The sequence below is a fragment of the Streptomyces sp. NPDC090108 genome, from assembly GCF_044747185.1.
Classification (GTDB): domain Bacteria; phylum Actinomycetota; class Actinomycetes; order Streptomycetales; family Streptomycetaceae; genus Streptomyces.
The window spans coordinates 143,974-158,972 of record NZ_JBIVDQ010000007.1 but is presented as its reverse complement, the minus strand read 5'-3'; the positions used below and the strand labels follow the sequence as shown (position 1 = coordinate 158,972).

Here is a 14,999-nt window from a genome sequence, read left to right as displayed (position 1 = left end):
GTCCGTCCGGGGCAGGCGCCGGATCTCCGGGAACTCGTCGTCCACAGCGTTCGGCATACCGGCGTATAAGTATGACGAACGGTCCGGCCTGTGGACCGGCGCGAACATCCGTGCCCCGGACATGGCAGTCTTGGGGCATGGCCGTGCAGATCAACCCCAGCATTCTGTCCGCAGACTTCGCTCGCCTCGCGGACGAGGCGAAGGCGGTCGAGGGCGCCGACTGGCTCCACGTCGACGTCATGGACAACCATTTCGTCCCGAACCTCACGCTCGGCACGCCCGTCGTGGAGTCCCTGGCCCGCGCCACGGACATCCCGCTGGACTGCCACCTGATGATCGAGGACCCCGACCGCTGGGCGCCGCAGTACGTGGAGGCGGGCGCGCAGTCCGTCACCTTCCACGTGGAGGCGGCGGCCGCACCCATCCGGCTGGCCCGGGAGATCCGCGCCAAGGGCGCCCGCGCCTCCATGGCGCTGAAGCCCGCCACGCCGATCGAGGCGTACGAGGACATCCTGCCGGAGCTCGACATGCTGTTGATCATGACGGTCGAGCCGGGCTTCGGCGGGCAGTCGTTCCTGGACACCATGCTGCCGAAGATCCGCCGCACCCGTGAGCTGATCGCCAAGCACGGCCTGCAGATGTGGCTCCAGGTCGACGGCGGTGTCTCGGCGTCCACCATCGAGCGGTGCGCGGAAGCCGGCGCGGACGTCTTCGTCGCCGGATCCGCGGTCTACGGGGCCCAGGACCCCGCCGAGGCGGTACGGGCACTGCGTGCCCAGGCGGAGGCCGCGACCGCCCAGGCGTCCTGGGCATGCGGCCACTGAGCCAAGGCTGCGTGAACGGTTGAGAGAAGGCCGCCCATCGGGGCGGAGCAGTCGCGCCGGATCTGCAAGGATGAACGGCGAATCCAGAGTGTGAACAGCAGTGAGGAGATCGCCGTGTCGGGTATGTCGGCGGGCCGGTCAGCCATGCGGATGGGACCCGCTGAGCTGGTCCAGGCGGCGGCCATGGCCCGCCGCTTCTACCTCGAGGGCAAGTCCAAGATCCAGATCGCGGAGGAGTTCGGCGTAAGCCGCTTCAAGGTGGCCCGGGTCCTGGAGACGGCCCTCGAACGGGATCTCGTGCGTATCGAGATCCGCGTCCCGGCCGAGCTGGACGCCGAGCGCTCCGACGCGCTCCGCGCCCGCTACGGCCTGCGGCACGCCGTCGTGGTCGAATCCCCGGCCGAGGCCGAGGAGACCCCGGACCCCGAGAACCTCGGGGAGGTCGCCGCCGACCTGCTCGGCGAACTCGTCAACGAGGGCGACGTGCTCGGACTGGCCTGGGGCCGGTCCACCATCCACATGGCCGCGGCGCTCGACCGGCTGCCACCGTGCACGGTGGTGCAGCTGACGGGTGTGTACGACGCCGGGACCGCCGAGCGCGGCTCGGTCGAGGCGGTACGCCGTGCCGCCCAGGTGTCGGGCGGCGACGCGCACCCCATCTACGCGCCGATGCTGCTGCCGGACGCGGCCACGGCGGCGGCCCTGCGCAACCAGACCGGGATCGCCCGGGCCTTCGAGTACTTCGACAAGGTCACGGTCGCCTGCGTCTCCATCGGCTCCTGGGAGCCGGGGATCTCGACGGTGCACGACATGCTCAGCGACGAGGAGCGCGCGCACTACGCGTCGCTCGGTGTCGCCGCGGAGATGTCCGCGCACCTCTTCGACGCCGAGGGGCGCCGGGTCGGGCGGGACCTGCAGGAGCGGTGCATCACGGTCAGGGCCGACCAGTTGCGCCGTATCCCCGAGGTCGTCGCCATCGCGGGAGGCCAGCGCAAGGCGCCCGCCATCGACGCGGTGCTGCGTTCGGGCCTGGTCACCAGCCTGGTCACGGACACCTCGGCCGCGGACGCCCTGCTGGCGGGGGGCCCCGCCCCGAAGCCGGCGCTCGGCCGCTCGGACCCGGATGGCGTCTGACCCCGCCGCCGCGCCGGCCCGCCCGGCGCCCGACCGGCGGGTCGTGACCTCGTCCTGACGGGACGGCCGTGGCAGCATCTTCGGCATGCTGCTGCGGTCCGTCCCCCAGGCACACCCGAGGCGTGGCCCCCGTGCCCCGCTGCCACGCCTTCCCCGCGTGTTCGCGGGGCTGGTCCTCGTCCTCGCCGTGCTGCTGGCCGGCTGCTCCGGGGACGGCACGGGCACCGGCACCGGTACGCCCGCCGCCTCCCGCACCGTCTCCGGCCCGGCGCTGTCCACGTCGGCCACGTCCGTCTCCCCGGCTCCTCCGGCCGCATCCGTCCCGTCGTGGTCCCGGGGCATGGCCACCGTCCCCGCCGCCCGCCTTCCGGCGGAGGCCCGGCGGACACTGGCCCTGATCGACCGGGGCGGCCCTTTCCCGTACACCAGGGACGGCATCGTCTTCGGCAACTTCGAGCGGCTGCTGCCACGGCAGGCGCGCGGCTACTACCACGAGTACACGGTCCCGACCCCCGGATCCCGGGACCGCGGGGCGCGGCGGATCGTCACCGGACAGCACGGCGAGATCTACTACACCGATGACCACTACAACTCGTTCCGGGCGGTGCTGAGATGAGCGAAGACCTGACGGGCCGTCTCACCGTCACCCTCGACCTCGACGGCGTCACGGACAAGGCCGGGCTGATGGACCGCACGGCCGCCGCACTGGCGCTGCCCGACTGGTTCGGCCGCAACTGGGACGCGCTGGCCGACTCCCTCTCCGACCACACCCTGTGGCCCGAGGGAGCGGTCGAGCGGGGGCTGCTGATCGTCGTACGGGACTGGCGGGCGCTGGCCGAGGCGGACCCCGGCCAGTGGAGCACGGCCCAGGACGTGTTCGCCGAGGCGGTGGACCGCACCCCCGCGCTCGCGATCGTCCTCGCCCTTGGAGGATCGTCCCAGCCCCCCTCCGGCCACGCTGGACGTTCTGTGGCTGCATGACCCGGCGTCCTCCATGGGAGAATGAAGTACGTGCTCTTTTCCCCCTGGCGCACCCGTCGGGGGGTCACCTCTGATCGACTGGGATGTGCGGCACGTGCGTTTCCTCAATGACATCCAGCCCGCGTACGACCTGACGTACGACGACGTCTTCATGGTGCCGAGCCGCTCCGCGGTGGGCTCCCGTCAGGGCGTGGACCTCGGCTCGCCGGACGGCACGGGTACCACCATCCCGCTCGTCGTCGCCAACATGACCGCGATCGCCGGCCGCCGCATGGCCGAGACGGTCGCCCGGCGCGGCGGCCTGGTGGTCATACCGCAGGACATCCCGATCGACGTGGTCACCGACGTCATCTCCTGGGTCAAGAGCCGCCACCTCGTGCTGGACACCCCGATCGTGCTGGCCCCGCACCAGACCGTCGCCGACGCCCTGGCCCTGCTGTCCAAGCGGGCGCACAACGCCGGTGTCGTCGTCGACGACAAGCAGCGGCCGATCGGTGTCGTCACCGACCAGGACCTGACCGGCGTCGACCGCTTCACCCAGCTCGAAGTGGTCATGTCCAAGGACCTGCTGCTGCTCGACGCGGACATCGACCCGCGCGAGGCCTTCCACACCCTCGACGCGCACAACCGCCGCTACGCCCCGGCCATCGACAAGGACGGCCGGCTCGCCGGCATCCTCACCCGCACCGGCGCCCTGCGCGCCACGCTGTACAGCCCGGCCGTCGACGAGCGGGGTCGGATGCGCGTCGCCGCGGCCGTCGGCATCAACGGCGACGTGGCGGGCAAGGCCAAGCTGCTGCTCGACGCGGGCGTGGACACGCTCGTCATCGACACCGCGCACGGCCACCAGGAGTCGATGATCAACGCGGTCCGGGTGGTCCGCGCCCTCGACCCGCGGGTGCCGATCGTGGCCGGCAACATCGTCTCCGCCGAGGGCGTCAAGGACCTGATCGACGCGGGCGCGGACATCATCAAGGTCGGTGTCGGCCCCGGCGCGATGTGCACCACCCGCATGATGACCGGCGTGGGCCGGCCGCAGTTCTCCGCCGTCCTGGAGTGCGCCGCCGAGGCGAAGAAGCACGGCAAGCACGTGTGGGCCGACGGTGGTGTCCGGCACCCGCGCGACGTGGCGATGGCCCTCGCGGCCGGCGCGTCGAACGTGATGGTCGGCTCCTGGTTCGCGGGTACCTACGAGTCCCCCGGCGACCTCCAGCAGGACGCGAACGGCCGCCTGTACAAGGAGTCGTTCGGCATGGCGTCCGCGCGCGCGGTGCGCAACCGCACCTCCGAGGAGTCCTCCTACGACCGTGCCCGCAAGGCGCTGTTCGAAGAGGGCATCTCCACGTCCCGCATGTTCCTCGACCCGGCCCGCCCGGGCGTCGAGGACCTGATCGACTCGATCATCGCGGGCGTGCGCTCCTCCTGCACCTACGCCGGTGCCGCCTCCCTGGAGGAGTTCGCCGAGAAGGCCATCGTCGGCATCCAGAGCGCGGCCGGCTACGCCGAGGGCAAGCCGCTGCACGCCAGCTGGAGCTGACCCCGGTCCCCTTCCGTACGGCCCCCGCAGCTCCGCGCCCGGAGCCGCGGGGGCCGTACGGCGTCCGGCGCGGCGTTCCGGGCGGACGAGTGATGTCCGGATGCCGGCCGGGCTCGTGTTCTACTCGTACACGGCCGATGCCGTCCCCTCCCGTGACCACCGGGGGAGCGGGGGCGGCCGGGCAGCAAGCGACCGACCCGAAGAAGTGAACCACCCCCTGTGCTGAACGATCTCGACGAACGCATCGTGCACGCCCTCGCCGAGGACGCCCGCCGCTCCTACGCGGACATCGGGCAGCTCGTCGGACTGTCCGCCCCGGCCGTGAAGCGGCGCGTGGACCGGCTGCGCGCGACCGGAGCCATCACCGGATTCACCGTCCGGGTGGACCCGGCGGCGCTCGGCTGGGAGACCGAGGGCTACATCGAGATCTTCTGCCGCAGCAACACCTCCCCCGAGACCATCCAGCGGGGCCTGGAGCGCTACCAGGAGGTCGTGGCCGCGTCCACCGTCACCGGCGACGCGGACGCCATCGCCCAGGTCTTCACCTCCGACATGCGCCACTTCGAGCGGGTGCTGGAGCGCATCGCCGGCGAGCCGTTCGTGGAGCGCACCAAGTCGGTGCTGGTGCTGTCCCCGCTGCTGCGCCGCTTCTCGGCGGGAACCCCCGGCTGAACGACGGCTCCTGACGGGGCAAGGGGTTACCGGCGGTCACCAATTGCATACCGGATGACGATCCCGTAGGTTGTGCCGCACTCTACTGACTGGTAACCCGGGCAGGTGACAGATGCGCTGGCCCGTCGGCCGTCCCACCACCGTCCGCGCGCGGATCGTGGCCCTCGCCCTCGCCCCCGCGGTCGCGCTGATGGCTCTGTGGAGTTTCGCCATGGTGTCGGTCACCTCGGACCTGCGCGCGCTGATCCGGCTCCAGGGGGTGTACGAGGACTTCGGCACGCCCGTGGACACCGCGATCGGGCAGATCCAGATCGAGCGCCGGCTCTCCGCCGCCTACCTCGGCGCCCGCCTCGACACCACCCGGGCGAGCGACCTGCTCCGGCAGCAGCGCCGTACCGACCGTGCCGTCGAGGCGATGCGGCGGGCGGTCCGGGACGGCGGCCGTGACCGGCTCACCGCCCGTCAGCGCCATGTCCTGGACACCGCCGTCGCCGCCGCCGGAAAACTGGAGGGGCTGCGCCAGCAGGTGCTGTCCCGGCGCATCACCTGGGACCGGGCCGTCGCCGGGTACAGCACGCTGATCGAGCCCGGCTCCGACGTGCAGTCCGCGCTCACCGCGCTCCAGGCCGGACAGCTCGCCCGCGAGGCCCAGGTCGTCGTCGAACTGGTCCGGGTACGGGAGTTCGTGTCCCGGGAGGACGCCCTGGTCGCCGGGGCGCGCGCCGCGGGCACCCTGACCGACCGGCAGTACGACGCGCTGACCGCTGCCGTCGAGGACCGGCGCGTCTTCGAGCGGACGTACGTGCCGGACCTGCCCGCCGATTCCCGGCACCTGTTCGAGACCTTCCAGCACGGGGCTCTGCACCGTTCCCTCGAACGGGGCGAGGACGCGCTGCTGCGGGCCGGTCCCGCCGGGGCGGGCGAGGCCGTCTCCGCGGACACCTGGCGTTCGGTGACCGACCGCGCCGTCAAGAAGTACATGCTGCTGTGCACCCGCGCCGCCGAGAACTCCGCCGTGCGCGGCCGCGCCTTCGCCTACGGCGAGCTGACCAGGGCCGCCGTCGTGGGGGCCGCGGGGCTCGCCGCCGTGACCCTGTCGCTGTGGTTCTCGGTGCGCGGCGCCCGGCGCGTCTCGCGCCGCCTGGAGACCCTGCGCGACGCGGCCGACCTGCTCAGCTCCCGTCAGCTGCCGGACGTGATGCGCCGGCTGAGCGACGGCGAGGAGGTCGACGCGCTCGCGGAGGCACCGCCGCTGACCGCCGACGACGTCCACGACGACGAGATCGGTCAGGTCGCCCGCTCCTTCAACACCGCGCGGCTCGCCGCCGTCGAGGCCGCCGTCCGGCAGGCAGGCCTGCGCCGGGGCTTGTTCGCGGTACTGCTCAACATCGCGCGCCGCAACCAGGCGCTCGTGCACCGGCAGCTGAAGCTCGTCGACACCCTGGAACGGCGTACCGAGGACCCGGACGTGCTCCAGCAGCTCTTCCGCGTGGACCATCTCACCACCCGGATGCGCCGGCACGCGGAGAGCCTCATCATCCTCTCCGGATCGGCGCCCGGACGGCGCTGGCGGGGACCGGTGCCCGTCGCGGACGTCGTCGCCTCGGCGGTGAGCGAGATCGAGGACTACGCGCGCGTCGAGGTGCCGCCGATGCCGGACACCGGCGTGGCGGCGGACGCCGTCGCCGACGTCGTCCACCTCCTCGCCGAACTCCTGGAGAACGCCACGGTGTTCTCGCCGCCGCACACCCAGGTCACCTTCCGCACCGGCCGGGCGGGCGGCGGGTTCGTCCTGGAGATCGACGACCGGGGACTCGGTCTCGACGCCGGGCAGCGCGCCGAGGCGCAGCGCACCCTCACCGACCCCGACGCCTTCGACCCCACCCGCCACGACCGGCTCGGCCTCTACGTCGTCGGCCGCCTCGCCGCCCGGCACGGCATCGACGTACGCCTCACGGACTCGCCGTACGGCGGTACGACCGCGGTCGTCCTGCTGCCCGACGGGGTGCTCGCGGAGGTGGAACCGGGCGGTCCGCCGTCCGCCCGGGACGCTTCGCGCGGACGGCGGGAGCGGCGGGGGCAGCGGGACCTGCGGGAGCCGTCGCCGCCGCCCGGGCCGCTGCCGACACCCGAGCCGGTGCCGACGCCCGATCCCGTGCCGGTGCCGGTGCCGCTGCCGGCGCCCGATCCCGAGCCGGCGCCCGTGCGGGGCGACGGGCCGGAGGAGCCCCGGCACGACAGCCCCGGGCCGCAGGCCCCCGCGCTGCCCACCAGGACCCGGCAGGCCTCGCTCGCCCGCCAGTTGCGGGACGACCCGCCGCCCCGGGACGCGGTTCCTGAGCGCGAGGTCGGGGCAGAGGAGATGCGGGCGATCTTCGGCGCCTTCCAGCGCGGCCTGGACCGCGGCCGCAAGGGCCTGCCCGCGCAGGCCGCTCCCGCGCAGGCCGCTTCCGCGCAGGCCGCTTCCGCGCAGGCTGCTTCCGCGCACGACGAGCCCGTGCGGGCCGCTCCCGCGCACGACGGGCCCGTGCGGGAGCTGAGCGGCACCGCTGTCCACGAGCCCGCCGGCCACGCTCCGGCGGCCGCCCGGAACGCGCCCACCGGTCGCGCGTCCGCCGACGCCGACCGCCAGACCGCCCACGAAGGGACGCACACCGACGATGTACGGTGACGACCACAACCCCGAGAACCCCTCCGTGCCCGCCGGGGCGCCCGGTACGGATCTCGGCTGGCTGCTCGACGATCTCGTGGCGCGCACCGACCACGTGCGGCAGGCCGTGCTGCTCACCGCCGACGGCCTCCCGCTGAGCTGCTCGGACGGCATGCGGCGCCGGGACATCGAGCACCTGGCCGCCGTCTGCTCGGGATTCCACGGCCTGGCCCGTTCGGCCGGCGAGCGCTTCGAGGCGGGCGAGGTGCGGCAGACGATGGTCATGCTGGAGGACGCCTACCTCTTCATCACCCCGGCCGGGCAGGGCAGCCGCCTCGCCGTGCTGAGCGAGGCGAGAACCGATGTCGGGCAGCTCGCCCACGAGATGGCCCTGCTGGTCCGCCGCCTCGGCCGCCACCTGGACGCGGCCGCCCGCTCGGCCCCCTGATCCCGGACCCCTCCGGTGAGCGAAGACCACTGGTACGAGGACGAGACCGGGGCGATGGTGCGCCCGTACACCGTGACCCGGGGCCGCACCCGGCCCTCGGGACGGCACACCGTCGACCTGATGTCCTGGGTCACCGCACTGGAGGCGGATCCGGCCGGCACCGGCGTCGACCACGCGCAGGCGGCCCTGCTCGACCGGATCCGCCGCGCCCCGCGCCCGGTGGTCGAGCTGGCCGCGGGCGCCGACCTGCCGCTGACCGTCGTACGCGTCCTCCTCGGCGACCTCGCCGAGGCCGGCCTCGTCCGCATCGACGCGCCCCGCGGCCTCACGGCCACCGGTCCGACGGCCGACCCCGAGCTGCTGCGGGAGATCGTGCACCGCCTCAAGCAGCTGTAGTCCCCGCCCGCACGGCGGTGGCCTGCGGTTTCCCCCGGCAGGCGGTCCATGACGGCCCGGAGACGGGGCCGCCCGCCCGCGCCCCGGGCGTCCCCGGGAGCCAAGATCGGGCGCGCGCAACGAATCGCCGTCCGGGCCCCGGCCCACGCAACGAACCGCACACCGGCGCGCAACGGCTGCTCCTTGTCCGCCCCCGCACGGCGCCCGTACCGTCTTACCGACCCCGAACCCCCGTTCCCCGGTGAGGATCCCGCATGCGCACAGCCCTGCTCCAGAGCTCCGGCCGTCCAGGCTCCGTCGCCCGGAACCTGAAGGTGCTCGACGAGGCCGCGGGCCGGGCCGCCGACGGGGGAGCGCTGCTGCTGGCCGCGCCGGAGATGTTCCTCACCGGCTACGCGATCGGTGACGACGTCGCCCGCCTCGCCGAGCCCGCCGACGGCGACTCGGCCGACGCGGTCGCGGAGATCGCCACGCGGCACGGGCTCGCGATCGCCTACGGCTACCCGGAGCGCGACGGCGACGCCGTCCACAACTCCGCCCAGCTCGTCTCCGCCGACGGCACCCGTCTCGCCAACTACCGCAAGACCCACCTCTTCGGCGGCTTCGAGCGCGACCACTTCACCCCGGGCGGGCAGCAGGTCGTCCAGGCCGAACTGGGCGGCCTGACCGTGGGCCTGGTGATCTGCTACGACGTCGAGTTCCCGGAGATCGTCCGCGCCCACGCCCTGGCCGGCACGGACCTCCTCGTCGTACCGACCGCGAACATGCACCCGTTCGAGTTCGTCGCCGAGTCGATGGTCCCGGTGCGCGCGGTCGAGAACCAGATGTACGTGGCCTACGCCAACCGGGTCGGCCAGGAGGGCGAGTTCGAGTTCTTCGGACTGTCCGCCCTCGCCGGACCCGACGGGGTCGCCCGCGCCCGCGCCGGCCGCACCGAACAACTGGTGTTCGCCGACGCCGATCCGGCCTTCCTGGCCGCGTCCCGCGAGGCCAACCCCTATCTGAAGGACCGCCGCCAGGACCTGTACGGGTCCCCGGTCCGCACCCCCTGAGCCCCACCCCGAGCACTTCCCCCGCAAGGAGTCCGTACCCCATGACGTCCACGGTGCCCAACGCCGTCGAGCACGCCGACGCGCAGCAGCCGCCGATCACCATGTTCGGCCCGGACTTCCCCTACGCCTACGACGACTTCCTCGCCCACCCGGCGGGCCTCGGCCAGATACCGGCGACCGAGCACGGCACCGAGGTCGCGGTCATCGGCGGCGGCCTGTCCGGCATCGTGGCCGCGTACGAGCTCATGAAGATGGGCCTGAAGCCCGTCGTCTACGAGGCCGACCGGATCGGCGGCCGCCTGCGCACGGTCGGCTTCGAGGGCTGCGACCCGTCCCTGACGGCGGAGATGGGCGCGATGCGCTTCCCGCCGTCCTCCACGGCCCTCCAGCACTACATCGACCTGGTCGGTCTCGAGACCACGCCGTTCCCCAACCCGCTCGCCGAGGCGACCCCTTCGACGGTCGTCGACCTCAAGGGCGAGTCGCACTACGCCGAGACGGTCGAGGACCTGCCCCAGGTCTACCGTGACGTCGCCGAGGCCTGGAACAAGTGCCTCGAAGAGGGTGCCGACTTCTCCGACATGAACCGCGCGATGCGGACGCGCGACGTGCCGCGCATCCGCGAGATCTGGGCGAAGCTGGTCGAGAAGCTCGACAACCAGACGTTCTACGGCTTCCTCTGCGAGTCGGAGTCCTTCAAGTCCTTCCGGCACCGGGAGATCTTCGGCCAGGTCGGCTTCGGCACCGGCGGCTGGGACACCGACTTCCCCAACTCCATCCTGGAGATCCTGCGCGTCGTCTACACCGAGGCCGACGACCACCACCGCGGCATCGTCGGCGGCTCCCAGCAGCTGCCGCTGCGCCTGTGGGAGCGCGAGCCGGAGAAGATCGTCCACTGGCCCTACGGCACCTCGCTGAGCAGCCTGCACGTGAACGGCGAGCCCCGCCCGGCCGTGACCCGGCTGCACCGCACCGCGGGCAACCAGATCACCGTGACGGACGCGAACGGCGACATCCGCACCTACCGGGCGGCGATCTTCACCGCCCAGTCCTGGCTGCTGCTCTCCAAGATCGCCTGCGACGACTCGCTCTTCCCGATCGACCACTGGACGGCGATGGAGCGGACCCACTACATGGAGTCCTCCAAGCTGTTCGTGCCCGTCGACCGGCCGTTCTGGCTGGACAAGGCCGTCGACGACGAGGGCAACCCGACCGGCCGGGACGTCATGTCGATGACGCTCACCGACCGCATGACCCGCGGCACCTATCTGCTGGACGACGGGCCCGACAAGCCGGCCGTCATCTGCCTGTCGTACACCTGGTGCGACGACAGCCTGAAGTGGCTGCCGCTCTCCGGGAACGAGCGGATGGAGGTCATGCTGAAGTCGCTCGGCGAGATCTACCCGAAGGTCGACATCAGGAAGCACATCATCGGCAACCCGGTGACCGTCTCCTGGGAGAACGAGCCCTGGTTCATGGGCGCGTTCAAGGCCAACCTGCCCGGCCACTACCGCTACCAGCGCCGCCTGTTCACGCACTTCATGCAGGACCGGCTGCCCGAGGACAAGCGGGGCGTCTTCCTCGCCGGCGACGACATCTCCTGGACGGCGGGCTGGGCCGAGGGCGCGGTCCAGACCGCGCTGAACGCGGTCTGGGGCGTCATGCACCAGTTCGGCGGCGAGACCGACCGGACGAACCCGGGTCCGGGCGACGTCTTCGACGAGATCGCCCCCGTCGAGCTGCCGGAGGACTGACCCGCACCGGCCACCCGCCCCGGCCGCCCCGCCCAGGCGGGCGGCCGGGGCGGGGCGGCCAGGCGGCGGCGGGCCGTCGGGTGGCCGGGGTCAGATCCCGGCCGCCCGCGCCTTCTCGAACACCTCGGCGGCGACGTCCTTGAGTTCCTGCGCGTCCCGCGAGGCGGTCTGGGCATCGAGGAGGAACTCGCCGATGCCGGTGCGCGCGTGCTCCGCCAGGTCCTCGACGATCTGCTCCGCGCTGCCCTGGAAGGGCTTGCGGTCCGTGCCGTCGTAAGGCTTGTCCTGGCGCCGGACCACCACCCGCAGGACCGTCCGGATCGGCTCCGTGCGGCCCCGCTCCTCGGCCAGCTCCCGCAACTGCCGCCACTGGGCGGTGATCTGCTCGATCCCCATGCTTCCCGGCAGCCAGCCGTCGGCGTGGTCCACCAGGCGGCGCCGGGACCGCGCGTTGGACGCGGCCAGCATGATCGGGATCGGCCGTGCGGGCTTCGGCCCGACGGCGGCGGACGCGATCCGGGTGACGACACCGTCGTAGCTGACCGGATCCGGCCCCCACACCGCGCGGCACACCCCGATGACCTCGTCCAGGGCCGCGCCGCGTTCCGCGAACGGGCGGACGCCCGAGGCCGCGTACTCGTCGAGGGACCAGCCCGTGCCGAAGCCCGCGATCACCCGGCCGCCGCTCGCCGCGTCCAGCGTGGCCAGGGACTTGGCGAGCTGGAACGGCACGTGCAGCGGCGCCACCAGCACGCTGGAGCCGAGCTCGGCCCGCTCGGTGACCGCGGCGGCCAGGGCGAGGGTGACCAGCGGGTCGGCCACCGCCCGGTACTCGTCGGGCCAGGGCAGGCCCTCGATGTTGTACAGGCCCTGGGTGGCGGGTTCGGGGAACAGGTCCCGCTCGAACACCCACAGGCTGTCGTAGCCGATCCGTTCGGCGGTGCGCGCCACGTCGGGCACGTCCTTGCCGGGCGCGTACTGCCGCATCTGGGGGAGGCCGAGACCGAGCCGGGTCGCCATACCGCTGCTCCTCTGCGATCGGAAGTCGAAACGTCAACGACTCACGCTCGCAGGGTGGTTCCCCCTCTACGCCGGACGGGGGCGGAATCCGGCCGCGTCAGTCGCGGAGCGGGGTGAGCAGCATCCGGCCCGCGAAGCCGACCGCCGCGTCCAGGCGCTCGGTGAACTCCTCGGCCAGGTTCCCGCAGCGGCGCAGGGCCCACAGGGCGCGGGCCGCCGACCAGGTCGCGTCCCTGGCCCGCTCCAGGCTCCACGAACCCAGCAGGTGGGTGAGCGGGTCGGCGAGCTGGAGCAGATCGGGGCCGGGCATCAGCTCCTCGCGGACGTGTTCCTCCAGCGCGACGAGCAGATCGCCCACACGGTCGAACTCGTCCTCCAGGTCGGCCGGTTCACAGCCCAGGGAACGGCAGCTGTCCACCACGGCGAGTGCCAGGTCGTGCCCGATGTGGGCGTTGATGCCGGCCAGGGCGAACTGCAGCGGCGCCACCCCGGGATGGCGGCGCAGCTGGAACAGGGGCCGCCAGCAGGCGGGCGGCCGGCGGTCCCGGGCGGCGGTGTCGACCGCCGACAGATAGCGCGCGGCGAACCGGACGTCCAGCGTGACCGCCGCTCCCGGATCCGTGAACGCCCCGGCGTCCAGCCGCCGTCCGACCTCCTCGGTGACGGTCAGATAGACGCGGTTGAACACGGCGACCCCGTCCCGTTCCGGCAGCTCGGCATCGAGCGCGCGCATGCGGGACAGGACGGCGTCGAGAGGTGTGGTGAGGTGCTCCGGCTGCGCCATGGGGGAAGGTTCGCAGCCCCGGACCCGCCCGCGCGCCGACCGGCCCGCCGCTTCCCCGGAACGGGGGAACCGGGGCGAGCGGCGCGGGGGCGCGGAGGCGCGGGGAACAGGGCGAGGAGAACGGGGCCAGGGGCGCCAGGAGGCAGGGGGGAGCGGGGCCAGGGGAGCCTGGAGGCAAGGGGCAGCGGGGCCAGGGGAGCGGGGGCCAGGGGGCTGGGCAAACGGCACGGGGCCGGGCCGCCGGGGCATCCGTACAAGGACGCTCCCGGCCGCCCGGCCCCGTGGCCGGATGACTGTCCCGCTACTGCCGCTCGGGCGACGACGTGCCGCCCTCCTCGGAGTCGTCGTACGACGACGTGCCCTCGTCCAGCAGCGGTTCCTGCTGCTTGAGGTGGGCCGGGGCGAAGGCGCGCAGGGCGTGGTAGCCGGTGATGACGACCAGGGTGCCCAGCGCGATGCCGCTCAGGGAGAAGTTGTCGGAGAACTTCATGGTGACGTTGCCGACGCCGATGATGATGCCCGCGGCGGCCGGCACCAGGTTCAGGGGGTTGCGCAGGTCGACCTTGCCGTGCAGCCAGATCTGGGCGCCCAGCAGGCCGATCATGCCGTACAGGATGACGGTGATGCCGCCGAGGACACCGCCCGGGATCGCGGCGACGACCGCGCCGAACTTCGGGCAGACGCCGAAGAGCAGGGCGAAGAAGGCGGCGGCCCAGTACGCGGCCGTGGAGTAGACCCGGGTCGCGGCCATCACGCCGATGTTCTCGGAGTAGGTGGTGTTCGGCGGACCGCCGACCGCGGTCGACAGCACGGAGGCGATGCCGTCCGCCGAGATCGCCGTGCCCAGCTTGTCGTCCAGCGGGTCGCCGGTCATCTCGCCGACCGCCTTGACGTGGCCCGCGTTCTCCGCGACCAGGGCGATCACGACCGGCAGCGCGACGAGGATCGCCGACCAGTGGAAGGCCGGACCGTGGAAGTGGGGCAGACCGATCCAGTCGGCCTTGCCCACGCCGGAGAGGTTCAGCCGCCAGTGGTCGGTGACCTTGCCGCTGCCGTCGTTCGAGTGGATCTTGCCGAAGACCCGGTCGAAGAGCCAGGAGATGCCGTACCCGAACACCAGGCCGAGGAAGATCGCGATGCGCGACCAGAAACCGCGCAGGCAGACGACGGCCAGACCGGTGAAGAGCATGACCAGCAGCGCCGTCCACTGGTCCTGCGGCCAGTAGGTCGAGGCGGTCACCGGAGCCAGGTTGAAACCGATCAGCATGACGACCGCGCCGGTGACGATCGGCGGCATCGCGGCATGGATGATCCGCGCGCCGAAGCGCTGCACCGCGAGCCCGACCAGGAACAGCACGACACCGACCACCAGGATGGCGCCGGTCACGGTCGCGCTGGTGCCGCCCTGCGCGCGGATCACGGCGGCCACGCCCACGAAGGACAGCGAGCAGCCGAGGTAGCTGGGCACCCGGCCGCGCGTGGCGAGCAGGAAGATGACGGTCGCCACGCCCGACATCATGATGGCCAGGTTGGGGTCCAGGCCCATGAGCACGGGGGCGACGAAGGAGGCTCCGAACATCGCCACGACGTGCTGGGCGCCCAGGCCCACCGTGCGTGGCCAGGTGAGCCTCTCGTCGGGGCGTACCACCGCTCCGGGTGCGGGAGTCTTCCCGTCACCGTGCAGCTTCCAGCGCACGCCGAGGTCCATGGTGGGGTTTCGCTTTCTCTGTACATGAAGACGGTCCGC

General features: G+C 72.8%; 14 protein-coding genes. 11 read left to right on the top strand and 3 right to left on the bottom strand.

Going from position 1 to position 14,999, the window contains the following annotated elements; all coding sequences use genetic code 11:
* Positions 1-137: 137 nt before the first annotated feature.
* The 11 genes from rpe to ACIPRD_RS24640 all read left to right on the top strand — a co-directional run bounded on the left by rpe (position 138) and on the right by ACIPRD_RS24640 (position 11,448).
* A complete protein-coding gene (gene rpe, locus ACIPRD_RS24690; protein ID WP_356400447.1) occupies positions 138-824 on the top strand; it encodes a ribulose-phosphate 3-epimerase in 687 nt (228 codons plus the stop codon).
* Positions 825-914: 90 nt separating this feature from the next.
* Positions 915-1,958 carry a sugar-binding domain-containing protein gene (locus ACIPRD_RS24685; RefSeq protein WP_356400449.1) on the top strand — a complete coding sequence of 348 codons (1,044 nt, stop codon included), beginning with the start codon at positions 915-917 and terminating at the stop codon, positions 1,956-1,958.
* 85 nt (positions 1,959-2,043) lie between these two features.
* Complete coding sequence (locus ACIPRD_RS24680; RefSeq protein WP_401566014.1) at positions 2,044-2,574, top strand: ribonuclease domain-containing protein; 531 nt, start codon at positions 2,044-2,046, stop codon at positions 2,572-2,574.
* Positions 2,571-2,939 (top strand): barstar family protein, encoded by a 369-nt coding sequence (locus tag ACIPRD_RS24675; protein ID WP_401566012.1) that lies wholly within the window; start codon positions 2,571-2,573, stop codon positions 2,937-2,939. The genes ACIPRD_RS24680 and ACIPRD_RS24675 overlap by 4 nt, the downstream gene beginning before the upstream one ends.
* 94 nt (positions 2,940-3,033) lie before the next feature.
* Positions 3,034-4,476: a GuaB1 family IMP dehydrogenase-related protein gene (locus tag ACIPRD_RS24670; protein WP_401566009.1), complete on the top strand. Its 1,443-nt coding sequence runs from the start codon at positions 3,034-3,036 to the stop codon at positions 4,474-4,476.
* A gap of 219 nt (positions 4,477-4,695) precedes the next feature.
* On the top strand, positions 4,696-5,148 hold the full coding sequence (locus ACIPRD_RS24665; RefSeq protein WP_401566006.1) for an Lrp/AsnC family transcriptional regulator: 453 nt from the start codon (positions 4,696-4,698) through the stop codon (positions 5,146-5,148).
* Positions 5,149-5,260: 112 nt separating this feature from the next.
* Positions 5,261-7,819: a nitrate- and nitrite sensing domain-containing protein gene (locus tag ACIPRD_RS24660; protein ID WP_401566004.1), complete on the top strand. Its 2,559-nt coding sequence runs from the start codon at positions 5,261-5,263 to the stop codon at positions 7,817-7,819.
* A complete protein-coding gene (locus ACIPRD_RS24655; RefSeq protein WP_356400461.1) occupies positions 7,809-8,246 on the top strand; it encodes a roadblock/LC7 domain-containing protein in 438 nt (145 codons plus the stop codon). The genes ACIPRD_RS24660 and ACIPRD_RS24655 overlap by 11 nt, the downstream gene beginning before the upstream one ends.
* A 15-nt stretch (positions 8,247-8,261) precedes the next feature.
* Positions 8,262-8,642, top strand: a complete 381-nt coding sequence (locus tag ACIPRD_RS24650) for a DUF742 domain-containing protein (RefSeq protein WP_356400463.1) — start codon at positions 8,262-8,264, stop codon at positions 8,640-8,642.
* A 254-nt stretch (positions 8,643-8,896) separates the two neighbouring features.
* A complete protein-coding gene (locus ACIPRD_RS24645; RefSeq protein WP_356400465.1) occupies positions 8,897-9,694 on the top strand; it encodes a carbon-nitrogen hydrolase family protein in 798 nt (265 codons plus the stop codon).
* Between the two features lie 41 nt (positions 9,695-9,735).
* Complete coding sequence (locus tag ACIPRD_RS24640; protein WP_401566001.1) at positions 9,736-11,448, top strand: flavin monoamine oxidase family protein; 1,713 nt, start codon at positions 9,736-9,738, stop codon at positions 11,446-11,448.
* 90 nt (positions 11,449-11,538) lie between these two features.
* On the opposite strand, the gene ACIPRD_RS24635 is transcribed toward ACIPRD_RS24640, so the two are convergent.
* The 3 genes from ACIPRD_RS24635 to ACIPRD_RS24625 form a co-directional block, all read right to left on the bottom strand.
* A complete protein-coding gene (locus ACIPRD_RS24635; protein WP_356400469.1) occupies positions 11,539-12,468 on the bottom strand; it encodes an LLM class F420-dependent oxidoreductase in 930 nt (309 codons plus the stop codon).
* 97 nt (positions 12,469-12,565) lie between these two features.
* The gene (locus tag ACIPRD_RS24630; RefSeq protein ID WP_356400471.1) at positions 12,566-13,252 is read right to left on the bottom strand and encodes a DUF5995 family protein; all 687 of its coding nucleotides are present in this window, start codon (positions 13,250-13,252) and stop codon (positions 12,566-12,568) included.
* Between the two features lie 301 nt (positions 13,253-13,553).
* Positions 13,554-14,960: a solute carrier family 23 protein gene (locus ACIPRD_RS24625; protein WP_356400473.1), complete on the bottom strand. Its 1,407-nt coding sequence runs from the start codon at positions 14,958-14,960 to the stop codon at positions 13,554-13,556.
* Positions 14,961-14,999: the final 39 nt, after the last annotated feature.